The following is a 25,442-nucleotide window of genomic DNA, read 5'->3' as shown; positions in this document are numbered from 1 at the left end:
GCTATGTTTTCTGAACGAAGCGCAAGACGCGCGGCATTATACATGCCGTGCCTTACTCCCAAGAGCGCAATTTCCTCAGGTTGTGTCCGCGTATGACAGGCGAAATGAACATCCTCCCGCTGCCGCCCACCACCCCGGCGAACGCGCGTCCGCTGGTGATGAGCGGTGAGTTGCTCAAGCTGTTGACCCCGGTCGAAGGCCTGATCGGCGCCGGGCAAAGCGCTCAGGCCGAGGTGTTGTCACTCAAGCAGGCGGATCAGACCTTTCAACTGCTGCTCAAGGTCACCGTCGACGGCGGTCGGCAGACCACCGTGCAAGCCAGCAGCAACCTGCCGTTGCCGACCGGCACCAACCTGGCCGTCACTCAGCCGTCGGCGGGCAATCTGGCGATCACCGTGCAACAGGCGATTGCCAGCAGCGTCGCCGCCCTCACCCGCATCGACACCGCGCAGTTGCCGGTCGGCACGCTGCTGCAAGGCAAGGTGCTGACCTCGCAGACACTGCCGCAAGTGTCGGGACAGCCGACGGTGTACCGCTCGCTGGTGAGCCTGCTCAACACCGCGCAAAGTGGCGCCACACTGGACATCGACAGCCCGACGCCACTGTGCATCGGCACCCTGCTCTCGGCACTGGTCGAAGACTCGCAAACCCTCAAGTTCGTGCCGCTGAGCAGCCGCCAGGAGCAATTGGCGGTGAGCCAGCAACTGCTCGGCCAGCAGACTCGCCAAGGTTCGCTGGACGGTTTGCTCAATGCTCTGCAAAACCTGCCGAGCGACGACGATCAGACCTCGCAGGACCTGCGCGCTGCCGTCGCGCGCCTGCTCGCCAACCTGCCCGATGTGCAGCAAATGAGCACCGCCAAAGGCGTGGCGCTGGCCCTGGCCAACAGCGGCGCTTTCCTCGAAGCCAAATTGCTGACCGGACAGAATCCGGCGCTGGCCCCGGACATGAAAGCCGATCTGCTCAAACTTATCGCGCAGCTGTCGCCGGGTGCGCCGGGCAATGCCAGTTTCAACGCGATCATCGCTGCCAACACGCTGGCGCAAGCACTGCCGAGCTTCGTGCGCAACGCCCTCGGCACCCTCGGTCAGGTCAGCGCCAAACCGCTGCCCAGCAGTTTCCCGTTGCCTGACCGTCTACTGCAAAGCCTCGACGGCGAAGGCGATCTGGAACACTTGTTGCGCCTCGCTGCAGCCGCCGTGTCGCGCCTGCAAAGCCATCAGCTGTCGAGCCTGGAACAGACCGGGCTCACCGATGACGGCCGTCTGCTCAGCACCTGGCAGCTGGAAATCCCCATGCGCAACCTGCAGGACATCGTGCCGTTGCAGGTCAAGTTTCAGCGCGAGGAAGCGCCGGAAAGAGAACCGCAAGCCAACGAACGCCGTGACGAACGCGAACCCAGACAACAGCTGTGGCGCGTCGACCTGGCGTTCGACATGGAGCCGTTGGGGCCGATGCAGATTCAGGCGCAGCTGATTGCCGGCAGCCTGTCGAGCCAGCTCTGGGCCGAACGCCCATACACCGCCGACCTGATCGGCAATAATCTGTTCGCGCTGCGTCAGCGCCTGCTCGATCGCGGGCTGAATGTCGGCGATCTCGACTGCCACCTCGGCACCCCGCCGCAAGGCAATCAAACCCGCCTCGAACACCGCTGGGTCGATGAAACCGCATGAACGATTCCACTGCTCCACGCCAGGCCATCGCCCTCAAATACGACGGCAACCACGCCCCGACCCTCACCGCCAAGGGCGACGAGGAACTGGCCGAAGAAATCCTGCGCATCGCCCGCGACTGTGAAGTGCCGATCTATGAAAACGCCGAGCTGGTGCGGCTGTTGGCGCGGATGGAACTGGGCGACAGCATCCCTGAGGAGCTGTACCGCACGATCGCCGAGATCATCGCGTTCGCGTGGAATCTGAAGGGGAAATTCCCCGAGGGGCAGGACCCGGATGCGCCGATGGTCGAGAAGGACGTTACCGAACGCGGGGCTGATTACTAGTCCGCGCCGGATACAGGCTCAAGTGCACGCGTTCCCGCTCGACATTCAATTCAAGCGCGCTCGCCACTGCAGGTTCGCCCATTCAAACCGCTGTGAACGTCCATAATCCCTGATCCCGACGGGCCTACCTTGCTCGGACAGATTCAGTGCCTTGAAGCCGACTTTCCCGATTCGCCAGTAATACTCATGCACAGGATCGTTGACGCGATAGGGAAGCAGGATCTGCCTGCCCGTCCCCAGCCCGTAAGGCCGCACGTCGGCCCAATTAAGCACGCTCGTCTCGAAAGCCGGAGACGAAGGCTCTTCGAACTCTCCGCCGCCAGGATTTGCGACTTTCCAGAAATTGATATCACTACCGTCTGATCGAGCGTGCAGCACCCATACATCGGTCAGTTTGGTAATCGGCGAATCCAGCACTGCGGTCTTTGAACGCGCAGAATAGAAGCCCGGCAATTCCAAGACTTTTTCAAAATCCAGAGAACGGCCACTGCTCCTGTAGGTGAGCAGCTTCAAGAACTGCTCACTTGAATCAACAGCGAGCACATCATCCTTGCCATCGTTGTCCAGCCTGGCGCTGTAGAAATGGACCGGCAATGGGTTTTTTCGAGCATCTCCCCAGTGAGCAGGAACGCCCAGACTCGCCCCTTTATTCTCCATCAGCCAGAAATCGGACACTGTGTTATTCAGGGTTTGCACGATCAACACATCTTGCTTGCCGACGCCCCTGAAGTCGCCAGCCAGATATTGCTGAGCTTGCCGGTAGGCATGTCCTTGCGGAACCGAACGCCAGATAACCGGATCAGCAAAATGCCCGCCTTCATTCTTCAATAGCCTGAAAATGGTTTCGTCAGCTTTTCCGGGCGATATCGCCATCAGATCAGCCTTGCCGTCACCTGTGAAATCCGCCAGCAGATAGCGCGTAGTGTCGTAGCAAAGGGCTGTAGCACACCCGGAATCAAAAGAGTCTGGATCAAATGGAAGTCTGTCCTCATACCATTTCTCGGATGCAATCGCGTCTGCGTCCAGCGACGTGACCCAAATATCGACACCTGGACCATCCTCCCGGCGCTGCACTTGTACCGTCCGGTTCGTCCCGTCACCGATGACATCCCCCGTCAGCGCCACTTCCATCGAATCATTGCTGTCGATGTTATCGATGCTGCGCACCCACAACGTAGAACCCGCAAACTCCCTGCAATCCGCTATCAAGCTCGGCTGTACTCCGTCCAGGCATTGCCCCTGCGCTCCGGGAACATAGATTTTCCCGAAATCCCACGGAGTCCAGTGTTGAGAGGGCTCATTGCTTTCACATGCGCGTTCGATCAATTGGCCATTCTGACGCGCTATGCAATGGCCAGAGGCTGTTTTCAGCAGTGCAACTCCCCTGCTCGCGCCGACTGCAATGTCGGAGGGCACAAACGCCCAGCGCTGGTCAGCGTCTGGCTCACATCCATCCAGTGTCACCTGCTGCCCCAATCCATTGGCAACCAGGCACTGTTGCGTCTGGAAATTGACTAGCGGTCTGAAAGGGATATTGACCAGTGGCCCGGCAGCGTGAGCATGGCTGAGCGTGAAATTGAGTCGCGCCACCCAATTGCCATTCCAGGTGGCTTCACTGTACGCACTGCTGACTGGCTCAGCCCCTTCAAAATGAAAGTAACTGGCGACAACATGCCGTTTCGCCTGCACCGCTGCCGGGTCCACGTTAGGAGCGACGGCCGCCGAGGGATAGGTCTCGTGATAAACCACCGGGATATCTGCACTGATCCCGCGCAAGGCCAGGCGCGTCAAACGTGCCGAATAAATATGGTCAGGATGCTCCGTGTACGGGACGGTGTCCGGATTGAGTGCATACACCCGGGTGGCTCCTTCATTGACGATCAGCTCAGTCAAGAGCTGCACAAAAGATGTTCGACTGTAGAGGTTTACCGGACCTGAAGCCGAGTCCAGATAGGGCCAACTCCGAACAGTTTTATCGAGGTCGAGCAAATCGGCCAGCGGCACATCTCCACCACGAACGTCCCCTCCCGGCACACGCAAAAATATGAGCTTCAATCCAGGTCGCTCATTGGCCTTGACGCTCATCACAATGGCTGAATCAGTGAATATCAGGTAAGGCGTCCATCCGGTCGCAAAACCCAGCATTTTCTCATAGGCTTTTGTCGATGCGCTTTCGCGCTTCAGTACATAGTCGAAGCCGGCGCCAGAACTGCCACCGTTCATGAAGATACTGGTCACACAGCCGCCGGCAGCCAGAACTTGCGAAATCCGCGGATCAATAAACAGCAGATCGTCGTCCATATGCGCAACGACATTGACCAGGTGGACACCGTGACAATTTTGCCGGTCGGCAATATCGGCTTCTGGAGCAAGCCTGCTGACCTGAGCCTGACAAGCCGTCAGGAGCAGCACGACTGCCAGCCACAGGGCGGCAACACCGAGAGACTGCACTTTTCTTGCGCGCTCGATTCTGGCTGGCAAATGCATACCCACTCCACGATTGGCTGGATCGGTGAATTGGCGATCAGACGCGTCTGCCTGAAAAGCCGACGGGACTATCGCGAGTCACGAGCAGTGTGAGGAGCGATGAGCGAAATTCTCTACTGTCAGAAATAACAGTTCAGACAGACGGCCATGGGCGAATCAGGCAACAAATCGAGCGCAAAAAAAATCGCCGGCATGACCGGCGATTCTTATTCAAATGACATGCCTCAACGCATATCAACTTCTGTGCAGCTTGCGCATCAACTCCGCCTCAGCCTGGGTCAAGCCGCAGGACTGGGTCAGCTCATCGACGCTCGCGCCCATGCCCACCAGTTTCGCCGCCTGGGCGAACGACAGGCTCGACGGGTCGCGTTGTTCCAGCGCGACAATCTTGTCCGGCAACGGACCGACGACCGAGCGCAGCTCGTGCAGGGCTTCGCCCATGCGCACGTTGCCGTTCTGATAGTCGTCGACACGCTTGGCCAGGTCCTTGATGCGCTGATCACGCAGCGCATCGCCCTGAGCCTGTTGCGCAGCGATCACCCGCTGCGCCTTGATGTACGCCAGAAACATTGCCAGCGTGCCTGCCCAGAAGAGGAACAGGACAATGACCGCAACCTCGAGAATCAATCAGATGCTCTCCAGTTCCGACCATTCTTCTTCGCTCATCATCTTGTCCAGCTCGACCAGGATCAGCAACTCGTTGTTCTTGTTGCACACGCCCTGGATGAACTTGGCCGACTCTTCGTTGCCGACGTTTGGCGCAGTCTCGATTTCCGACTGACGCAGGTAAACCACTTCGGCCACGCTGTCGACCATGATCCCGACCACTTGCTTGTCGGCTTCGATGATGACGATACGGGTGTTGTCGCTGATCTCGCCGCTGTTCAGGCCGAAGCGCTGACGGGTGTCGATCACGGTGACCACGTTACCGCGCAGGTTAATGATGCCCAGCACGTAGCTTGGCGCACCCGGTACCGGCGCGATTTCGGTGTAACGCAGGACTTCCTGAACGCGCATCACGTTGATGCCGTAGGTTTCGTTGTCCAGCTTGAAGGTCACCCATTGCAGGATCGGATCTTCAGAACCTTTTGCATTCGTCGCCTGACTACTCATACCCTGACCCCTCGAAAAAACCGCACTGGGCGGTGTGTGTTCTGTGTGGAGGCATTGAAAAATGCCTTCGCCTGACTGTTATGTCGGCTGCTATGTCGATTTATGTAGCGGCTTGTGGCCGCCCAAGTGCTTTGCCCCACCGCTGGCGATCAACTCGGCCAGCGCGGCTACATCAAGTAATGCACACATGTGCTCGATCACCGTGCCGGCAAGCCATGGCCGCTGACCCCGGTGACTTCTCCATTTGATTTCATTCGGATCCAGACGCAACGAACGGCTGACCTGATGCACCGCCAGGCCCCATTCGTAACCTTGTACCGAAATCACGTACTGCAGGCCCTGACGGAAGTCATCGCGATAGCGATCCGGCATGACCCAACGCGCCGTGTCCAACACTTTCAGATTGCCGGCCTGGCTCGGCAGAATCCCGAGGAACCATTCCGGCTGCCCGAACAGCGGCGTCAATTCGTGGCCAGCCAGCGAATAGATCGAACCGAGGCACACCAGCGGCACCGCCAGCGTCAGCCCGGCAACATCGAACAACAGGCATTCGAAGGCTTCCGAAGCCCAGGCCGGACGGCCATCGGTTTCCACCGGTGGCGGCGTGTTGCTCGGTGGCAGGTGCACTTCCACCACTGGCGGCACCAGCGTCTGTTCGACGGGTGCCGGCGCCACCGACGCCGGTTCGGCCACGACCGGTTCCGGCGCGGTTTTCAGCAATTGGGTTTGCAACAGCGGTGCGAGTGTCGATACCGGCGCGCGTGGCGGCTCGGCTTCTTCGATCAACGCCACTGGCGCCTTGGCGATCGGTGCGGCGGCAGGCGCGGCAACCGGGGCAGCAGGCTTGGCGGCTTTCTGCGCATCACGCGCCTGCTCTTCAAGCACCGCCGCCTGGAATTCATCCAGCGCCGCAGCGCTTTCGACCACCTCGACCGGCGCCTCGACCTGCACTTCCACTGGCGGCAACTCGTCAGGGATTTCCTGCAGCAGGCTGTCCAGATAGGACTGCAACGCCAGTTGCGGACGCGATGTCAGCTGGATTGGGCGGTTCATCGGTCAACAGCGCCAGACAGGGAAACCGCGTCGCCAGCTTCGCGAGCAGGCTCGCTCCCACAGGATTTGTGCAATTCAGGCATGCGTGATCGGAACACGGTCATCTCAGGCCACCTGCGGAACAAGTTGTTGCGCCAGCAGATGCTTGAGCAGCGCGCGGTAAGCCAGCACGCCACGACTCTTGCCGTCGAACTGCGAAGGCGTGACCCCGGCCCGGCTGGCGTCGCGCAGACGCGTGTCGACCGGGATGTAACCCTGCCAGATCTCTTCCGGGAATTTGTCACGCAGCACGCGCAAGGTGCCCAGCGATGCCTGGGTGCGGCGGTCGAACAGGGTCGGCACGATGCTGAACGGCAGCGCCTGTTTGCGCGAGCGGTTGATCATCGCCAGGGTGTTGACCATGCGCTCCAGACCTTTGACGGCCAGGTGCTCGGTCTGCACCGGGATCACCAGTTGCTGGCTCGCGGCCAGGGCGTTGACCATCAACACGCCGAGCAACGGCGGGCTGTCGATGATCGCGTAATCAAAGTCCTGCCACAGCTGCGCCAGACTCTTGGCGATCACCAGGCCCAAACCACTCTGCCCCGGCGACTGGCGCTCAAGGGTGGCGAGTGCGGTACTCGACGGCAACAGGGAAATGCGTTCGTCGCTGGTCGACAGCAGCAACTGTCCGGGCAAGCCTTGCGGCACGCTGCCCTTGTGCAGAAACAGGTCGTAGTTGCTGTGTTCCAGGCTGTCGGGGTCGTAGCCGAAATAGCTGGTCATCGAGCCGTGCGGGTCGAGATCGACCACAACCACGCGCTTGCCCGCCTCCGCCAGCAATCCGGCTAAAGCGATGGAAGATGTGGTTTTACCGACACCACCCTTTTGATTGGCGACTGCCCAGACTCTCATTCGGTTCGTTCCTCCCGGCCGAGATGCTCGACCGAGACATAGCTCAGCGTATTAATGCGGGCGACGGAGAATTGACGGCACTCTCGCGTCCCGGCGTCTTGACCGGGGACGGTGCAGTTTGTGTGCCAGCGCGCTTCAATGCCGCGTCCGGTTGCGCATTGGCGGTACCGGTACCGGTCAGGCTGCGGCGCACATCGAGGTTGCGCGACACCACCAGCACCACACGACGGTTTTTCGCCCGGCCTTCGGCGGTGGCGTTGTTGGCCACCGGCTGAAACTCACCGTAACCCACCGAGGCCAGACGCCCGGGGTTGACGCCCTGCATCGCCAGCATCCGCACGATACTCGCCGAACGCGCCGAGGACAGTTCCCAGTTGGTCGGGTACTGCGCGGTGCGGATCGGCTGATCGTCGGTGAAGCCTTCGACGTGGATCGGGTTGTCGAACGGTTTGAGGATCGCCGCGACCTTGTCGATGATGTTGAACGCGATATCACTCGGCATTGCGTCGCCACTGCCGAACAACAGGCTGGAATTGAGTTCGATCTCGACCCACAACTCGTTGCCGCGCACGGTCATCTGGTTGGAAGCGATCAAGTCGCCGAACGCGGCACTGATGTCATCGGCAATGCTTTTCAGCGGATCGCTGGCCCCGGCGATACCGGCGTCAACCTGCTCGCTGTCCTTGACCAGCGGCTTGGCCGGGGTCACGGTCTTCGGCCGTTCCTCGCCGATCGGGATCGGCTTGAGCGAGCGATCGGAGTCAGTGAAAACCCCGATCAGCGCCTCGGAAATGACCTTGTACTTGCCTTCGTTGATCGACGAGATGGAATACATCACCACGAAGAACGCGAACAGCAGCGTGATGAAATCCGCGTAGGACACGAGCCAGCGCTCGTGATTAACGTGTTCTTCCTGATGCCTGCGGCGAGCCATAGTCCATTACCCCCATCAATCCATGAAGCCCTGAAGCTTCAGCTCGATAGAGCGAGGGTTTTCACCTTCGGCGATCGACAAAATACCTTCCAACAACATTTCGCGATAACGCGACTGCCGCAACGCGATTGACTTGAGCTTGGCCGCCACCGGCAGCAACACCAGGTTGGCACTGGCCACGCCGTAGATGGTCGCAACGAATGCCACGGCAATGCCGCTGCCCAACTGCGTCGGATCAGCGAGGTTGCCCATCACATGAATCAGGCCCATTACCGCACCGATGATGCCGATGGTCGGCGCGTAGCCGCCCATGCTTTCGAAGACTTTGGCGGCCTCGATGTCGCGGGCCTCCTGAGTGTAGAAATCCACTTCGAGGATGCTGCGGATCGCTTCCGGCTCGGCGCCATCGACCAGCAGTTGCAGGCCCTTGCGTGAGTAGTTGTCCGGTTCGGCATCGGCGACGCCTTCCAGGCCGAGCAGGCCTTCCTTGCGCGCGGTGAGGCTCCAGTTGACCACGCGGTCGATGCCGCCGGCCAGGTCCACCCGTGGCGGAAACAGGATCCAGGCGAGAATCTGCATGGCGCGCTTGAAGGCGCTCATCGGCGATTGCAGCAGCGCGGCACCGATGGTGCCCCCGAGCACGATCAGCGCCGCCGGGCCGTTGGCCAGCGCGCCGAGGTGTCCGCCCTCAAGGAAGTTGCCGCCGATGATGGCGACGAACGCCAGGATAATCCCGATAAGGCTTAAAACATCCATCAGATACACGCCTCGACGATGTGCTTGCCGATGTCGTCCAGGCCATACACCGCGTCAGCCAGATCGGCTTTGACGATGGCCATCGGCATGCCGTAGATCACGCAGCTTGCTTCGTCTTGTGCCCATACCGAGCTGCCGCCCTGTTTGAGCAGACGCGCGCCTTCGCGGCCGTCGGCGCCCATGCCGGTGAGGACCACCGCCAGAACTTTGTCACCGTAGGACTTGGCTGCGGAACCGAAGGTGATGTCCACGCACGGCTTGTAGTTCAGACGCTCGTCGCCCGGCAGGATTTTCACCGCGCCACGGCCGTCGACCATCATCTGCTTGCCACCCGGCGCCAGCAGCGCCAGGCCCGGACGCAGGATGTCGCCATCTTCGGCTTCCTTGACGCTGATGCGGCACAGCTTGTCCAGACGCTCGGCAAACGCCTTGGTGAACGCCGCCGGCATGTGCTGGATCAGCACGATCGGCGCCGGGAAGTTCGCCGGCAATTGGGTCAGCACCCGTTGCAGGGCAACCGGGCCGCCGGTCGAGGTACCGATGGCAACCAGTTTGTAGGCTTTGCGTTTCGGTGCCGGCGACGACGCGCTGGCGGCTGGCGCACGCGCAGGTGCTGGAGCCGGCGCCGGACGCGTCGGTGCAGCAGCGCTGTGGCTGCTGAAGCTCGAAGCCGCCGGGGCTGGCGCAGGCGTCGGTGCAGCGGCCGGAGCCGGCGCACTGTAGGCACTGAAACGACGATTACTGCGCGAGATGCTGTGGACCTTCTCGCACAGCAGTTGCTTGACCTTCTCGGGATTGCGCGAGATGTCTTCGAAATTCTTCGGCAGGAAATCCACCGCGCCGGCGTCCAGCGCATCCAGGGTGACCCGGGCGCCTTCGTGCGTCAGCGAGGAGAACATCAACACCGGGGTCGGGCAGCGCTGCATGATGTGCCGCACCGCCGTGATGCCATCCATCATCGGCATCTCGTAGTCCATGGTGATCACGTCCGGCTTGAGGGCCAGGGCCTGATCGATCGCCTCTTTACCGTTGGTGGCCGTACCGACCACCTGGATGCTCGGATCCGCTGAAAGAATTTCCGAGACGCGGCGGCGGAAAAAACCCGAATCGTCCACCACCAGGACTTTGACTGCCATAAACACTCCATTAGGTGCAGCGGGACGTCGTCGCCCCGCTGCCCCGGATTCAAATACGCTTCGTCGCGTAACGCTTGAGCATGCTTGGAACATCGAGAATCAGCGCGATGCGGCCGTCACCGGTGATGGTGGCGCCGGACATGCCCGGAGTGCCCTGCAGCATTTTGCCCAATGGCTTGATGACCACTTCTTCCTGGCCGACCAGTTGATCGACGACGAAGCCGATCCGCTGGGTGCCCACCGAAAGGATCACCACATGGCCTTCGCGCTGCTCTTCGTGAGCGGCGGAGCTGACCAGCCAGCGCTTGAGGTAGAACAATGGCAGCGCCTTGTCCCGCACGATCACCACTTCCTGGCCATCCACCACGTTGGTGGTCGACAGGTCGAGGTGGAAGATTTCGTTGACGTTGACCAATGGGAACGCAAACGCCTGATTGCCGAGCATCACCATCAGGGTCGGCATGATCGCAAGCGTCAGCGGCACCTTGATGACGATCTTCGAGCCCTGGCCCTTGGTCGAGTAGATGTTGATCGAACCGTTGAGCTGGGAAATCTTGGTTTTCACCACGTCCATGCCGACACCGCGGCCGGACACGTCGGAGATCTCGGTCTTGGTCGAGAAACCCGGGGCGAAAATCAGGTTGTAGCACTCGGTATCGCTCAGGCGATCGGCCGCGTCCTTGTCCATCACACCGCGTTTTACCGCGATCGAACGCAGCACGTTCGGGTCCATGCCCTTGCCGTCGTCGGAGATCGACAACAGGATGTGATCGCCTTCCTGCTCGGCGGCCAGTACCACGCGACCGCCACGGGCCTTGCCCGAAGCTTCGCGTTCTTCCGGCGATTCGATGCCGTGGTCGACCGCGTTACGCACCAAGTGGACCAACGGGTCGGCCAGGGCCTCGACCAGGTTTTTGTCGAGGTCGGTTTCTTCACCCACCAGTTCCAGATTGATCTCTTTCTTGAGCTGACGCGCGAGGTCGCGAACCAGACGCGGGAAGCGCCCGAAGACCTTCTTGATCGGCTGCATCCGGGTCTTCATCACCGCGGTCTGCAAGTCAGCCGTGACCACGTCGAGGTTCGACACGGCCTTGGACATGGCTTCGTCGCCGCTGTTGAGACCCAGGCGCACCAGACGGTTACGCACCAGCACCAGCTCGCCGACCATGTTCATGATTTCGTCGAGACGCGCGGTATCGACCCGCACAGTGGTCTCGGCTTCGCTCGCCGGTTTTTCCGGCGGCGGAGCAGCTGCGGCGCGGGCCGGCGCCGGCGCAGCAGCGGCAGCAGGTTTTGGCGCTTCGGCTTTCGGCTCAGGCTTGGGAGCAGCCTTCGGCGCAGCGGCCGGAGCGGCAGCAGCCTTGGCGGCAGGCGCGGCCACAGTCGACGCGGTGCCCGCAGCAGCGGCGCCAACGTCGGTGAACTTGCCTTTGCCGTGCAACTCGTCGAGCAGCGATTCGAATTCGTGATCGCTGATCAGATCGCTGCCGGCAGCGGCGGCCGCCGGTGCGGCAGGCGCAACCGGTGCCGAGGCGATCGCCGACTCCAGCGCTTCAACGGCAAAGTTGCCCTTGCCGTGCAACTGATCGAGCAGTGCTTCGAATTCGTCGTCGGTGATGTCCGAGCTGTCGCCCGCCGCCGGTGCCGCTGGAGCGGCCGCTGCCGGTGCGACGGCGTCTGGCGCGAACTGGCCTTTGCCGTGCAGCTGATCGAGCAACGACTCGAATTCAGCGTCGGTGATTTCATCGCTGGCGGCCGCATCGGCAGCCGGCGCAGGTGCAACAGCAACCGGGGCTTCGGCCTCGGCCTTGACGGCGTTCAGCGAATCCAGCAGCTGTTCAAATTCGTTATCGGTGATGTCGCCCGAATCGCTCGAATCGCCTTCGACGACCAGTTCTTCGATCATCTCGGCCACTGGCGAAGCCGGTGCTTCGTCGGCCGTTTGCGGTTCGGCCAGACGCGCCAGCGCGGCCAGCAGTTCCGGGGTTGCAGCAGTGATCGGTGCACGTTCACGGACTTCGCTGAACATGCTGTTCACCGCGTCCAGTGCTTCAAGCACCACGTCCATCAGTTCTGCATCAACGCGACGCTCACCCTTGCGCAGGATGTCGAACACGTTTTCGGCGATGTGACAGCACTCCACCAGCTCGTTGAGCTGAAGGAAGCCGGCGCCCCCTTTTACAGTGTGGAAACCGCGAAAAATTGCGTTGAGCAGATCTGCGTCATCCGGGCGGCTTTCCAGCTCGACCAGTTGCTCGGACAGTTGCTCAAGAATCTCGCCGGCCTCAACCAGGAAATCCTGAAGGATCTCTTCATCGGCGCCGAAGCTCATTAATGGGGTGCTCCTACAGGTCTAAAAACCCAAAAAACCTAAAATTCCAAAACTCTAGAATCCGAGGCTGGATAACAAATCGTCCACATCGTCCTGACCGGACACAACGTCTTCTCGTTTATCGGCATGAATCTGCGGACCTTCACCCTGCGAGAGATGTTTTTGTGGATCTTTTTCTGCAAGCATCGCGGCACGGTCGTGTTCGATGCCCGCAAAGCGGTCAACCTGACTGGCCATGAGGACGAGTTTGAGCAAATTGCTTTCGACTTCGGTGACCAGTTGGGTCACACGCTTGATCACCTGACCTGTGAGGTCCTGGTAATCCTGAGCCAGCAGGATGTCGTTGAGGTTGCTCGACACCGCACGGTTGTCCGTGCTGCTGCGTGACAGAAAACCGTCGACCCGGCGCGCCAGTTCGCGGAACTCTTCAGCTCCGACTTCACGACGCATGAAGCGGCCCCAATCGGTGCTCAGCGCCTGGGCTTCTTCAGCCAGGCCATTGACCACCGGGGTGGCGCTTTCCACCAGATCCATGGTGCGGTTGGCCGCGGCTTCGGTCAGCTTGACCACATAGCCCAGGCGTTCGGTGGCGTCGGTGATTTGCGACACTTCCTCGGCCTGCGGCATGTGCGGATCGATCTGGAAATTGACGATCGCACTGTGCAGTTCGCGTGTGAGCTTGCCCACTTCCTGATACAGGCCGCGGTCACGGGTCTGATTGAGCTCATGGATCAGTTGCACAGCGTCGCCGAACCTGCCTTTTTCAAGGCTCTCGACCAGTTCGACCGCGTGTTTTTTCAGGGTCGACTCGAAATCGCCCTGTGAAGATTCGTTATGCTCCATAGCTCCCCCGCGCGTCATCAGCCGATGCGTTCGAAAATCTTCTCGATTTTGTCTTTCAACGCCTGAGCCGTGAAAGGTTTGACCACGTAGCCGTTCACACCGGCCTGAGCGGCTTCGATGATTTGCTCGCGCTTGGCTTCAGCGGTCACCATCAGCACCGGCAGATGCTTGAGTTTTTCATCGGCACGCACGTGGCGCAGCAAGTCGATACCGGTCATGCCCGGCATGTTCCAGTCCGTTACCAGAAAGTCGATGCTGCCGCTGTTGAGTACCGGAATGGCGGTAGTGCCATCGTCGGCCTCGACGGTGTTGGTGAACCCGAGATCGCGCAGCAGGTTCTTGATGATCCGCCGCATCGTTGAGAAGTCATCAACGATGAGGATTTTCATGTCTTTGTTCAATTCGACCTCCAAGCAGTCTTAAACGCGCCCAGCACCTGGACGCGCCACTTCAATCAATCGGCGCAGCACTCGAAGACTGTCTGGAGCACAACAGAGCAAGACCGGTGCCGTTCTCACCGCACCAGCCTCGTTCGCAGTGTCCCCACACTGCCTTCAGCGCGCTCGCCACTCCCCCAAACGCCCCCGCAAACGGGCCGCGCACTGGCTGTGTAACTGGCTGACCCGCGATTCACTGACGCCAAGGACTTCACCGATCTCCTTGAGGTTCAGCTCTTCGTCGTAGTACAGCGCCAACACCAGTCGCTCACGCTCCGGCAAATTGGCAATCGCGTCCGCCAGCGCCGCCTGGAAGCGTTCATCTTCCAGATCGCGTGACGGCTCAAGATGAGCACTGGCGCCATCCTCGTGCAGCCCTTCGTGTTCGCCGTCCTGCAACAGGTCGTCGAAACTGAACAGCCGGCTGCCCAGGGTGTCATTCAAAATCCCGTAGTAATCGTCGAGACTCAATTGGAGTTCGGCCGCAACCTCGTGATCTTTAGCGTCACGGCCGGTTTTAGCTTCAATTGAGCGAATGGCATCGCTGACCATACGGGTATTGCGGTGAACCGAGCGCGGTGCCCAATCCCCTTTGCGCACTTCATCGAGCATCGCGCCGCGGATCCGGATGCCCGCGTACGTTTCGAAACTGGCGCCTTTGCTGGCGTCATATTTGGTCGAGACTTCGAGCAGGCCGATCATCCCGGCCTGAATCAGGTCTTCAACCTGCACACTCGCCGGCAAGCGCGCCAGCAAGTGATAGGCAATGCGCTTGACCAGTGGCGCGTAACGCTCGATCAACTCGTACTGCGCGTCACGTGCCGACTTCTTGTAGTAGTTCATACCGCTCGCGGTCATAACACAGGCCCTGCTGTTTGCTGCACGAGGCGCTCGACGAAAAACTCAAGGTGGCCGCGCGGGTTGGCAGGCAGCGGCCAGGTATCGACCTTCTGCGCGATCGCCTTGAACGCCAGCGCGCACTTGGAACGCGGAAAGGCTTCATAGACCGCTCGCTGCTTCTGCACTGCCTTGCGCACGCTTTCGTCGTACGGCACGGCGCCGACGTATTGTAAGGCGACGTCGAGGAAGCGATCCGTGACCTTGGTCAACTTGGCGAACAGGTTGCGCCCTTCCTGCGGGCTCTGCGCCATGTTGGCCAGCACGCGGAAGCGGTTCATGCCGTAGTCGCGGTTGAGCAGTTTGATCAGCGCGTAGGCGTCGGTGATCGAGGTCGGCTCGTCGCAGACCACCAGCAACACTTCCTGCGCGGCGCGGACAAAACTGACTACCGAGTCACCGATACCCGCAGCGGTGTCGATCACCAGCACATCGAGATTGTCGCCGATATCGCTGAAGGCCTGAATCAGACCGGCATGTTGCGCCGGGCTCAGGTGCACCATGCTTTGGGTGCCGGAAGCGGCCGGCACGATGCGGATCCCGCCGGGGCCCTGCAACAGCACGTCGCGCAGCTCACAGCGGCCTTCGATCACATCGGCCAGAGTACGTTTGGGGGTCAGTCCCAGCAGAACGTCGACATTCGCCAGCCCCAGATCGGCGTCCAGCAGCATGACCCGACGGCCAAGCTCTGCCAGCGCCAGAGACAAGTTCACTGACACGTTAGTCTTGCCGACGCCACCTTTGCCGCCGGTCACCGCGATCACCTGTACGGGATGCATGCTGCCCATGTTATTTCTTTACCTTGTCTTGCATAGACGGAGGCCACATTACTGGCTGCGCGTTCTCAACCGGAACAATGCATGGCAGACCATCGATGTAGGTACAAAAACGGTTCATTACCTCAGCCAACCTGCTTGGTCGGGCTGTGGTAGATATCAGCGAACATGTCAGCCATGGCTTCTTCGCTGGGTTCTTCCTGCATTTGCACGCTGACGGCGCGGCTGACCAGTTGATGACGGCGCGGCAGATGCAGATCATCCGGAATCCGTGGGCCATCGGTCAGGTACGCGACCGGCAGTTCATGACTGATCGCCAGGCTCAACACTTCGCCAAGGCTGGCCGTCTCATCCAGTTTAGTCAGGATGCAGCCGGCTAGCCCGCAACGCTTGTAACTGTGGTACGCGGCGGTTAGAACCTGTTTCTGGCTGGTGGTTGCCAGCACCAGATAATTTTTTGAACGGATGCCACGCCCGGCCAGACTTTCCAGCTGCATGCGCAAAGCCGGATCGCTGGCCTGCAAGCCGGCGGTATCGATCAGCACCACGCGTTTGCGCAGCAGCGGGTCGAGCGCCTGCACCAGCGACTGGCCCGGATCGACGTGGGTCACCGGCACATTGAGAATCCGCCCCAGCGTCTTCAGTTGTTCCTGCGCGCCGATGCGGAAGCTGTCCATGCTGACCAGCGCGACATTCTGCGCGCCGTACTTGAGCACGTAGCGCGCAGCGAGTTTGGCCAGGGTGGTGGTCTTGCCCATGCCGGCCGGACCGACCATGGCAATCACCCCGCCCTCTTCCAGCGGCTCGACTTCCGGTACGGCAATCATTCGCGCCAGGTGCGCGAGCAGCATGCGCCAAGCCTGACGTGGTTCTTCAATATCGGTGATCATCGCCAGCAGATCGCGCGACAACGGCCCGGACAGACCGATGCGTTGCAGACGACGATACAGATTGGCTTGTGCCGGACGGCTGCCTTGCAGCTGATTCCAGGCCAGCGTGCCGAGCTGCACTTCCATCAGCTCACGCAGGCTGTTCAATTCGAAACGCATCGAATCCAGCGCACGCGGATCGACCCCAGCGGCCGCCGGTGCAGGTGCCGGAGCCGGACGCGCCGGGGCGGCGTAAGTCGGTTCGCTCAACGGTTCGGCAGCAGTCAGCGGCAGGCCGGCCGTCAACGGCAGCCCGGCGAACAACTGGCGATTGGTGTTGCCGTCGGCTTCGCCACGCAGGCTCAGTTCTGCCTGGGCGGTCACGATGCGCGACTGGGTCTTGCGCAGCTCGTCCTCGAGTTCCATGTTCGGAACCCGTGGCGCCAGCGCCGACAATTTGTAATCCAGCGCCGCCGTCAGCTCGACGCCGCCGGCAATGCGGCGGTTGCCAATGATGGCGGCATCAGCGCCCAGCTCATCACGAACCAGCTTCATGGCCTGACGCATATCGGCGGCGAAAAAACGCTTAACTTGCATAAACCACTACCTCAGCCGTTGGGCCCTACTGTCGCAACGATGGTCACTTGCTTGTTGTCCGGAATTTCCTGGTAGGCCAGCACGTGCAGCCCCGGGACTGCGAGGCGACCGAAACGCGAGAGCATCGCGCGGATCGGGCCTGCTACCAACAGGATCACCGGTTGACCTTGCATTTCCTGGCGCTGCGCCGCTTCGATGAGCGAACGCTGCAGCTTCTCGGCCATGCTTGGCTCCAGCAGAACGCCCTCTTCCGAGCCTTGTCCTGCCTTCTGCAGACTATTGAGCAATATTTGTTCCAACCTTGGTTCCAAGGTGATCACAGGCAGCTCGGAGTCAGTGCCTACAATGCTTTGGACGATGGCGCGGGATACGCCGACGCGTACTGCGGCGACCAAGGCGGCGGTATCTTGACTCTTGGCGGCGTTGTTGGCGATAGCCTCGGCAATGCTGCGGATATCGCGCACCGGCACGTGTTCGGCGAGCAACGCCTGCAGCACTTTGAGCAACTGCGACAGCGAAACCACACCCGGCACCAGCTCTTCAGCCAGTTTCGGCGAGCTTTTGGCCAGCAATTGCATGAGTTGCTGCACTTCCTCGTGGCCGATCAGCTCGCTGGAGTGCTTGTACAGAATCTGGTTCAAGTGGGTCGCGACCACGGTACTGGCGTCGACCACGGTGTAACCGAGCGATTGCGCCTGGGCGCGCTGGCTGACTTCGATCCACACCGCCTCCAGGCCGAAAGCCGGATCTTTGGCGGTAATGCCGTTGAGCGTGCCGTAGACCTGCCCCGGGTTGATCGCCAGTTCGCGATCCGGGTAGATCTCGGCTTCGGCCAGGATCACGCCCATCAGGGTCAGGCGATAGGCGCTCGGCGCCAGATCGAGGTTGTCGCGAATGTGCACGGTCGGCATCAGGAAGCCCAGATCCTGCGAGAGCTTCTTGCGCACGCCCTTGATCCGCGCCAGCAACTGCCCGCCCTGATTGCGATCCACCAACGGGATCAGGCGGTAACCGACTTCCAGGCCGATCATGTCGATCGGCGTCACGTCATCCCAGCCCAGCTCCTTGGTTTCCATGGCGCGGGCCGGCGACGGCAACAGCTCCTGCTGACGCTGAACTTCTTGCAGCGCCTGGACCTTGGCGACGTTCTGCTTTTTCCAGAACAGGTACGCGCCACCGGCCGCCAGCGCGGCCATGCTCAGGAACGAGAAGTGCGGCATGCCCGGCACCAAGCCCATGACCGCCATCAGACCGGCCGCCACCGCCAAGGCTTTGGGCGAGGCGAACATCTGCCGATTGATCTGCTTGCCCATGTCTTCCGAACCGGAAGCACGGGTCACCATGATCGCGGCCGCTGTCGATAACAACAGTGATGGCAATTGCGCCACCAAACCGTCACCGATGGTCAGCAAGGCGTAAACCTTGCCCGCGTCGGCGAAGGTCATGTTGTGCTGGAAGATACCGACGGCCATACCGCCGATGAGGTTGATGAACAGAATCAGCAGGCCGGCGATGGCGTCACCACGGACGAACTTGCTGGCACCGTCCATCGAACCGTAGAACTCGGCCTCTTGGGCCACTTCCTGACGGCGCGCCTTGGCCTGGTTCTGGTCGATCAGACCGGCGTTGAGGTCGGCGTCGATCGCCATTTGTTTGCCGGGCATCGCGTCGAGGGTGAAGCGTGCGCTCACCTCGGAAATCCGCCCGGCACCTTTGGTCACCACGACGAAGTTGATGATCATCAGGATCGCGAACACTACGATACCGACCACGTAGTTGCCGCCGATCACCACTTCGCCGAAGGCCTGAATCACCTTACCGGCGGCGGCGTGGCCGTCCTGACCGTGGAGCATCACCACCCGCGTCGAGGCCACGTTCAACGCCAGCCGCAGCAGCGTCGCCACCAGCAGAATGGTCGGGAACACCGCGAAATCCAGCGGCCGCAGCGCATACACGCAGACCAGCAGGACGACGATCGACAGGGCGATGTTGAAGGTGAAAAACACGTCCAGCAGGAACGGCGGCACCGGCAACATCATCATCGCCAGCATGACCAGCAGCAACAACGGCACGCCCAGATTGCCTCGACTGAGGTCGGCAACATTCGAGCGAGCAGTGTTGAATAACTGAGAGCGATCCACCGGTTTTCCCCGTTCCTTTAAAGCAAACTTTTGACGCCCAAAGCAGGCGCACGGCGGCTACTGCAAGAAGCCTTCCAACTTTTGCCGGGGATTGAAATTGAGGTTTGCCTCAGGGGAATTGTCTTGCCAGAAGCTGGGCGCCATGGAGCCGACCGCAAAACAGACGCAGGACGGCTATCACCATTAGCGGTGAACAAAAATCAGAAAAAACCGCGCACTCACGGATACCCGGCAGTCAAAATTTGCTCTGGATTAATCTCACCAAGACGCAAATTGCGGCCCACCAGGTAGCGCGTACCCTTACGGATCTGCTTCCCTCCCACGTCGACAAGCGCTTCCTCAGAATCGCCCAAAGTCACGATTTCCTCAGGCTGATGAAAAGGATCTTCGGGGAATGCCTTCAACACAATCAGTGCCCAGACAAAGTAAATGTCCGGCACATCCTGCGGCTCGATCTTCCGCTTGATCTGCGGCTCGACCTCCCATCGAAAGTCCTGCCCACCCGTGACCTGTAACTGATCACCGACCATGTGAAATTGTGGTTTGTGATAACGCGCCAGTAGGCCGGTGCCATTGCTCCCCCATGTATCGGAGTAGTTATTGGGCGAAGAGAAAACTCTGACCAACTCTTCAACAGTGCGAATGTTGCCAGCGGCACTATTGAATCGGTTGTAGAGACTATGGTGGGCTACCCCGTCCAACCTTGGCTTGATCGCATTGATATACGAACCGAGATAGCCCGGCACATACGCATCGCTCATGTGCACGAAATGCGTGAAGTCCAACACCGCATTAAAAGTGAACGTGCAAGCGATATGATCGGACTCTTTCGCCACCGACCCGGAAACGAAATCAAACCTCATTCCTTCAAGCTTTCTGTAATTCTCTGGCATGACCTTCTCCTTGGCGAATGTTAAAGACAGGTCAGAAGGCGACTTGCCCGTGAAACCTGCCAAGGAACATGGGATAGCTGAATGCACTTTGTGTCCACTGTCAGAACTAACAGGTAGAGGTCTTTTTCCGACAAGCGGAAGGCCGCGGTCTTTTGATTTATCAGGAATCGCGCCGCAATGAACACAGGTTGGCGGTATCACACAGATCCTCTGTGGGAGCGGGCTTGCTCGCGAAGAGGCCATCTACGACACCACAGAATCATGCGCAGCACCTTTAAACGCTGGCGTTTAAAAGACACCTCCAGACACGCCTTGCGGGCTACATATTCTTGCGCCATTGCCTACAGCTACGCCAGAATCCGCCGGCTTGTGCGCCTTGGGGGCGGGTTCTATTGTGGATCAGTCGCTGACGAATCAGCGATCGGGTCTCGCAGCCCGCTGATTTCTAGACGCACAACTTCCGTCCTCGTTTTATGGCGGCTGTACGTGGGAGACCTTTGGGTCTGCCGGTTCTAGAGTCCCGGTCTGCGACCCGCGTATGGCTGCCACCTCCCTTTCGTATCGCAGCGAAATGTGGCAGCTCCGTCGACTCTAGGAGCTTCACCATGATCAAACCAACACCCAACCCACCCGAAACCGACGCCACCTCCCCCTACGAATCACTCGATTCAAAAAAGCTCCACGAAGCCGCCGACCGCGCCCTCGACCACTACCTCTGCTCGCCCGGCACCACGCCCATTCAACGCAAAACCCGCTCGATGTATGCCGTGACCGCAGACTTCAAAAACGAAGAACTGCTGGCCGATGCCTGCGAAACACTCGCCTCGGCCAGAACCATCGCCAATGACTTCGCCCATCTGATACCGGCGTCGCAGCGCAGGACGCTGCTGGGCATCGCGCAACTGATCATGCTCGGCGAGTTGGCGGTGAATCGGGCGCTGGATAATCTGGGGTTGCCGCAGTAGCAGGAATCGGTGACAAGCCTTGAATGAAGCGTTGTGGCTGCTGACGTCTTCGCGAGCAAGCCCGCTCCCACAGGGATTGGTGTCGATCACAAACCTGTGCCTGCACGCCGAACCTGTGGGAGCGAGCTTGCTCGCGAAAGCGACCTCACAGCCGACACATGTCTCCAGGCATAAAAAAACCGCCACCTCATAACCGGGCTGCGGTTTGTCGCCTCTTTCCTTCAGCCCACATGACCACTTGTCGGAAACCCGCCGGCACCTGTCAGATCTGACAGGTGCCTAATTCCTCCAACGCGCGCTCAATAACTCCGTCACCCAGCCCCCCGACCGGAGTTCGCCAAATGTCCAGCCAGCAACCCCCTCGAGCCCTCAGACCTCCGTATTTTCCGGCACTGGTCAACCTCAGCCCTGCCGAACACTATGACGGCGGCATACCCATCAGAGCCGTGGAAGGCGATCTGCAAGGCATCATCCCCGCCTGGCTGACCATGTCCATTGGCGATCTGGCCGAGGTGTTCTGGGGCAATGACAGCGCCGCGGTCTGGAGCAAGACCCTAGAGCACGATGCCGAGCTCAACCAGGACCTGGTTTTCACCATTGCCAAGGGCCAGGTACTTGAGGGGGATGCCACGCCAGTGTTCTACCGGATCACGCGCAAGAACCAGGGCGCCCCGGAGGACTCGAAACCGGTCATGACACTGCTGGTCAAACTCACGCGTCCCGGCGAGTACGATGACATTCCCGGCGATGACGGCCACTCCGATCTCAAGTTCTCCCTCTCTCATGACGAGGTCGATGAAAACCTGCCGCCCAGCGGGGTGACGATGCACATCGTGCCCTACCGCAACCTCACCCGATACGACCGCATTCTCGCCCGCTGGGGCAGCCAGCAAGAGGTGCATGTCGTTACGCCGGAACAGGCCCAGGACCCGATCAGAAACCCGATCGAGGTTGTCTTCAGCCGCGCCGTTATCGACGACGCCGGGGACGGTTATCGTGTCGCGGTGGCTTATCAAGTCATCGATCGCTGCGGTAACTTCCCGGACGAACGCGCGCCGTGGTCGGCGACGCGTCATATGCTGGTGGACCTGGGGGGCAATCGGCTGGACGAACCGCAGGTGCTGGTCAACGGCATTCCAACCGACAGCATCGACCTCGACCAGCTCGAGGATGACGATGTGATCGCCCGCGTGTACATCACCAAGGACGATTTTGCGGTGGGCGACAAGGTGCTCCTGACCTGGATCGGCACCCCGGCGCAAGGCTCGCAGATCATCGTCGGGCCGCTGGAGAAAGAGGTGTCGTACGTACCCTTCCAACTCGATTTCCCCATCCCCAATGCCGCCGTCAAAGCCATCGCCAAAGGCGCAGCCTCGGTCGGCTATGTGCGCCGTCGCAGCGATGAAAGCGACCGCCGCTCAAAAAATGCCAGCGTCACCGTGATTGGCGACATCAGCCAGTTAGTTGCCCCTACCGTCGACGAGGCACCGGGCGGAACGTTGCCACCCGAAACGCGCTGGGCAACCGTGCAGATCCCTTGGTATCCCGGTCGCAACAGCAGCGACCTGATCAACCTGATCTGGTCGGCCCAGGCGCCCGGTAACGACACCGTTTATTACGAAGATCCCCGCCCGGTCGGCAACGTAGCGGACAATCAGCCCGTTCTGCGCAGCGTGAGCAATGCCGAAATCCAGCGTTTCAACGGCCTGAACGTCAAGGTCTATTACGTCGTCACCAACAGCGAAACGGGGCTGTTGAGCGTTCGCGAGTCGCTGCCGTTCATGATGCAGGTCGGCGTCGCCCTGCCGACGTTCGACCGGCCGGAAGTCGAGGGCGCAAATGCCAACGACGTGCTCGATCCGGACAACGTGCCACCCACCGGTGCCACGCTGGTGGTGCCGTACCTCGGCACCCGCGACAAGGATCGTGTGAACTACCGTTGGCGCGGCTCTGCCAGCGGCGGTAGCGTCAGCGACCATGTCGACCTCATCCCCGCCACCGCCGGCAGGCCTGTGCGGATTACCGTTGAGAAAAAATACGTGACCACCAACCTGAACGGTACGGTGGTCGCCGATTACAGCATTCAGCGGGCGGGCGAGACGCTGGGGCATTCTCATGAGTTGACGTTGCGCATCGGGACGGCGCTGGGGGAGCTACCGCCACCGTTCCTTGTAGCACCGGCCACCGATCCGATTGATGTCCTGGCCTACCCGAACGGGGTGACGGTGCGCATCGAATACCCAGAAGCATTGAGCGGCGACCAGGCATGCCTGGTGGAGGTCGATCCCCCAGCAGGCACGCCACCGTTTCCTTTGGTGGAGTTCAACAACAAGCGGGTGGATACAGTATTGAGCCCCGCGTTTTTGGCGGCGCGACATGGCAAGGTGATCGAATTGCGCTGGGATTTGAATCGCAATGATGAACAAGCGGGTGAATCAGATGCGACCAGGGTGACTTTGCTGAAGATCACAGATGAAGATCCACGGCTACCCTCGCCGAAAATTCCACAGGCATCGGATGACAACGTGCTGGATTTGAATTCTTTTGAAGGAAACGCCGAGGTTACCGTGCTGCCATGGACAGGAATCAGCACTGATAACATCGTACAACTTAAACTTTCGGGAAAAGACGACAATGATGACGACTGCACAATCCCGATATTGACCAATCACAAAATAACAGATACGGAAAAAACCTCTGGAATAAAACAGACACTGACCAGAGAGCAGTTGTTAAGTCTGGGACACGATACTGAATTGAAGATTTCTTTAGAAGTATCGCCGATCCCCGCCAGCAATTTGACACCTATTATATTTCCACCATTGAATTTAAAATTATTGAAAAATCCTCCTTTACTAACATTCGAGGATTTCGAGACAGGATCAGTGGGTCAGTGGCCCGTTGGAACAGTTATGGATTTCCCAAGCATGACCGTTACGATAGTGGCAGGATTAGTTTTATTCTCTCGTGAGAGCACTACTTTAGGCCCTCAGATAGCAGGAAAATTTTTTTACATTTACGACCGCGGAATTCTAAGATTCACACTAAAACATCCAGCAAAAAGCATTAAATTCGGCATAGCCTGCATTGATAAAAGACAGTCATCATGCACATGCTACGACGAAGACCTACAAATAATTAAATCGCAAACCACTCCACCATATGGTGGAAGCCCCAAAGCATGGGTCGACATAACAGAAACACCAGGTAGGAGAATTAAATTTATAGACATAAAAGACGGAGATCGCGCCTCATTTCTAGATAACTTCTCAATGATCTATTGAGCAACTTTTTCTTTGTCGTCATACCGCTGAGCATTGCGCATGCCGTCATGCTCGGCATAACGACGAATCCTAAGGGCCTGATGGGATAGCTCTCAGAGACAGTCACGCGATCTTTTACTTCTTAAACTCAGATGTTTAAAAGACACCTCCAGACACGTCTCCAAGGCTACACGTCCTTGCGCCATTGCCTACAGCTACGCCAGAATCCGCCGGCTTGTGCACCTTGGGGTCGGGCTCTATTGTGGATCGGTCGCTGACGAATCAGCGATCGGGTTTAGCGACTCGAATTCAAGTCAAAGGTGCATCAGCGTTCCAGGCTTCGTTGCGGATCTGAATTTTCGCGATTTCGTCATGGTGGCTGTATGCGGGAGACCTTCGGGTCTGCCGGGTGCCTTTGACCGGTTCGCTAACCTGCGTACAGCCGCCACCCCTCCTGTTTAGCGACAGGTTGTAGCGGCTCCACTTCAAAGGAGCTTCACCATGAGCAAACCAACACCCAACCCACCCGAAACCGACGCCACCTCCCCCTACGAATCCCTCGATTCAAAAAAGCTCCACGAAGCGGCTGACCGCGCCCTCGACCACTACCTCTGCTCTCCCGGCGCCACGCCCATTCAACGCAAAACCCGCTCGATGTATGCCGTGACCGCAGACTTCAAAAACGAAGAACTGCTGGCCGATGCCTGCGAAACACTCGCCTCGGCCAGAACCATCGCCAATGACTTCGCCCACCTCATACCGGCGTCGCAGCGCAGGACTCTGTTGGGCATCGCGCAACTGATCATGCTTGGCGAGCTGGCGGTGAATCGGGCGCTGGATAATCTGCAGTTGCCGGGCTAAGAAGGCAGGCAAGAACCTGTGGCGAGGGGATTCATCCCCGATCGGTTGCGCAGCAGCCGTAAACCCTGAACTCGCGGTATTTCTGAAAATTTGCAGTGACAGGATTTGGGTCTGCTGCGCAGCCCAGCGGGAGCAAGCTCCCTCGCCACAGTGACTGCGGCAGGAGCCGACGTTTCATTGGGTCAGGCGGGGGAGC

At 59.7% G+C, this 25,442-nt stretch carries 21 protein-coding genes; 5 read left to right on the top strand and 16 right to left on the bottom strand.

The annotated features are described in order from the left end of the window. Positions 1–92 precede the first annotated feature (92 nt). The gene (gene fliK, locus QRN61_RS23050; protein WP_285375626.1) at positions 93–1,673 is read left to right on the top strand and encodes a flagellar hook-length control protein FliK; all 1,581 of its coding nucleotides are present in this window, start codon (positions 93–95) and stop codon (positions 1,671–1,673) included. Further along, the gene (locus tag QRN61_RS23045) at positions 1,670–1,999 is read left to right on the top strand and encodes an EscU/YscU/HrcU family type III secretion system export apparatus switch protein (RefSeq protein WP_007961677.1); all 330 of its coding nucleotides are present in this window, start codon (positions 1,670–1,672) and stop codon (positions 1,997–1,999) included. The genes fliK and QRN61_RS23045 overlap by 4 nt, the downstream gene beginning before the upstream one ends. A gap of 45 nt (positions 2,000–2,044) precedes the next feature. Here the strand turns inward: QRN61_RS23045 and QRN61_RS23040 are convergent, their stop codons facing one another. From QRN61_RS23040 to QRN61_RS22965, 16 genes are all read right to left on the bottom strand, one after another. Then, positions 2,045–4,486, bottom strand: a complete 2,442-nt coding sequence (locus QRN61_RS23040; protein ID WP_285375623.1) for a ricin-type beta-trefoil lectin domain protein — start codon at positions 4,484–4,486, stop codon at positions 2,045–2,047. 234 nt (positions 4,487–4,720) lie between these two features. After that, positions 4,721–5,113 carry a DUF2802 domain-containing protein gene (locus QRN61_RS23035; protein WP_007961680.1) on the bottom strand — a complete coding sequence of 131 codons (393 nt, stop codon included), beginning with the start codon at positions 5,111–5,113 and terminating at the stop codon, positions 4,721–4,723. Next, on the bottom strand, positions 5,114–5,599 hold the full coding sequence (locus tag QRN61_RS23030; RefSeq protein ID WP_003222936.1) for a chemotaxis protein CheW: 486 nt from the start codon (positions 5,597–5,599) through the stop codon (positions 5,114–5,116). A 90-nt stretch (positions 5,600–5,689) separates the two neighbouring features. Next, complete coding sequence (locus QRN61_RS23025) at positions 5,690–6,652, bottom strand: CheW domain-containing protein (protein ID WP_115990414.1); 963 nt, start codon at positions 6,650–6,652, stop codon at positions 5,690–5,692. 105 nt (positions 6,653–6,757) lie between these two features. Beyond that, positions 6,758–7,546 (bottom strand): ParA family protein, encoded by a 789-nt coding sequence (locus tag QRN61_RS23020; RefSeq protein ID WP_003222933.1) that lies wholly within the window; start codon positions 7,544–7,546, stop codon positions 6,758–6,760. A gap of 43 nt (positions 7,547–7,589) precedes the next feature. Continuing rightward, positions 7,590–8,480, bottom strand: coding sequence for a flagellar motor protein MotD (gene motD / locus QRN61_RS23015; protein ID WP_027613922.1), 891 nt, complete (start codon positions 8,478–8,480; stop codon positions 7,590–7,592). Positions 8,481–8,495: 15 nt separating this feature from the next. Beyond that, positions 8,496–9,236, bottom strand: coding sequence for a flagellar motor protein (locus tag QRN61_RS23010; RefSeq protein ID WP_007967839.1), 741 nt, complete (start codon positions 9,234–9,236; stop codon positions 8,496–8,498). Beyond that, a complete protein-coding gene (locus tag QRN61_RS23005; protein ID WP_027613921.1) occupies positions 9,236–10,372 on the bottom strand; it encodes a protein-glutamate methylesterase/protein-glutamine glutaminase in 1,137 nt (378 codons plus the stop codon). The genes QRN61_RS23010 and QRN61_RS23005 overlap by 1 nt, the downstream gene beginning before the upstream one ends. Positions 10,373–10,421: 49 nt before the next feature. Further along, entirely contained in the window at positions 10,422–12,704 is a 2,283-nt protein-coding gene (locus QRN61_RS23000; RefSeq protein ID WP_183781917.1) for a chemotaxis protein CheA, read from the bottom strand. Positions 12,705–12,758: 54 nt separating this feature from the next. Further along, entirely contained in the window at positions 12,759–13,547 is a 789-nt protein-coding gene (locus QRN61_RS22995; RefSeq protein ID WP_027613919.1) for a protein phosphatase CheZ, read from the bottom strand. Between the two features lie 17 nt (positions 13,548–13,564). Then, the gene (locus tag QRN61_RS22990) at positions 13,565–13,936 is read right to left on the bottom strand and encodes a chemotaxis response regulator CheY (RefSeq protein ID WP_024012118.1); all 372 of its coding nucleotides are present in this window, start codon (positions 13,934–13,936) and stop codon (positions 13,565–13,567) included. 165 nt (positions 13,937–14,101) lie between these two features. Beyond that, positions 14,102–14,842, bottom strand: coding sequence for an RNA polymerase sigma factor FliA (fliA, locus tag QRN61_RS22985; RefSeq protein ID WP_007920004.1), 741 nt, complete (start codon positions 14,840–14,842; stop codon positions 14,102–14,104). After that, positions 14,839–15,669, bottom strand: coding sequence for a flagellar synthesis regulator FleN (fleN, locus tag QRN61_RS22980; protein ID WP_003222917.1), 831 nt, complete (start codon positions 15,667–15,669; stop codon positions 14,839–14,841). The genes fliA and fleN overlap by 4 nt, the downstream gene beginning before the upstream one ends. Positions 15,670–15,782: 113 nt before the next feature. Continuing rightward, entirely contained in the window at positions 15,783–17,123 is a 1,341-nt protein-coding gene (flhF, locus tag QRN61_RS22975; protein WP_095139383.1) for a flagellar biosynthesis GTPase FlhF, read from the bottom strand. 11 nt (positions 17,124–17,134) lie between these two features. Continuing rightward, on the bottom strand, positions 17,135–19,264 hold the full coding sequence (flhA, locus tag QRN61_RS22970; protein ID WP_027613918.1) for a flagellar biosynthesis protein FlhA: 2,130 nt from the start codon (positions 19,262–19,264) through the stop codon (positions 17,135–17,137). 218 nt (positions 19,265–19,482) lie between these two features. Beyond that, a complete protein-coding gene (locus tag QRN61_RS22965; protein WP_285375609.1) occupies positions 19,483–20,157 on the bottom strand; it encodes a hypothetical protein in 675 nt (224 codons plus the stop codon). A gap of 605 nt (positions 20,158–20,762) precedes the next feature. On the opposite strand from QRN61_RS22965, the gene QRN61_RS22960 reads away from it, so the two are divergent. From QRN61_RS22960 to QRN61_RS22950, 3 genes are all read left to right on the top strand, one after another. Beyond that, positions 20,763–21,122 carry a DUF6124 family protein gene (locus QRN61_RS22960; protein WP_285375608.1) on the top strand — a complete coding sequence of 120 codons (360 nt, stop codon included), beginning with the start codon at positions 20,763–20,765 and terminating at the stop codon, positions 21,120–21,122. A gap of 341 nt (positions 21,123–21,463) precedes the next feature. Then, positions 21,464–24,406, top strand: a complete 2,943-nt coding sequence (locus QRN61_RS22955) for a hypothetical protein (protein WP_285375607.1) — start codon at positions 21,464–21,466, stop codon at positions 24,404–24,406. A gap of 480 nt (positions 24,407–24,886) precedes the next feature. Continuing rightward, positions 24,887–25,246: a DUF6124 family protein gene (locus QRN61_RS22950; protein WP_135295225.1), complete on the top strand. Its 360-nt coding sequence runs from the start codon at positions 24,887–24,889 to the stop codon at positions 25,244–25,246. Positions 25,247–25,442 lie beyond the last annotated feature (196 nt).

Source organism: Pseudomonas sp. lyk4-TYG-107, assembly GCF_030209055.1.
GTDB lineage: Bacteria > Pseudomonadota > Gammaproteobacteria > Pseudomonadales > Pseudomonadaceae > Aquipseudomonas > Aquipseudomonas putida_A.
This window is presented reverse-complemented; position numbering and strand designations above follow the sequence as displayed.